Source organism: Sedimentibacter sp. B4 (assembly GCF_000309315.1).
Classification (GTDB): Bacteria; Bacillota; Clostridia; order Tissierellales; family Sedimentibacteraceae; genus Sedimentibacter; species Sedimentibacter saalensis.
The window spans coordinates 1-381 of record NZ_CANG01000338.1; the positions used below are offsets into that span (position 1 = coordinate 1).

Genomic DNA, 381 nt, shown 5'->3' on the forward strand with positions numbered 1-381 from the left:
GTGCTGGAACACTTCCTGCTCGACATCGCTGGCTGTCGTCCGACCTGGACGTCGTCCAACATCGCAGAGGAGCAGGTGCAGCGCGTCCGTGACGAGGTGGGGGACGCCCGGGTGCTGTGTGCGCTGTCCGGTGGCGTCGACTCCGCGGTGGCCGCGGCGATCGTGCAGCGGGCCATCGGCGACCAGCTGACCTGCGTGTTCGTCGACCACGGCCTGCTCCGCGAGGGTGAGGCCGAGCGTGTGGAGCGCGATTTCGTGGCGTCCACCGGGGTGCGGCTGGTCGTGGCGAACGAGCAGGAGCGGTTCCTGTCCGCGCTGGCCGGGGTGAGCGACCCCGAGACCAAGCGCAAGATCATCGGCCGCGAGTTCATCCGCACATTC

At 69.3% G+C, this 381-nt stretch carries 1 pseudogene; it reads left to right on the forward strand.

What is annotated here, in order from left to right:
- Positions 1-381 (forward strand): annotated as a pseudogene (locus BN358_RS23400) (GMP synthase (glutamine-hydrolyzing)); the annotation flags it as partial.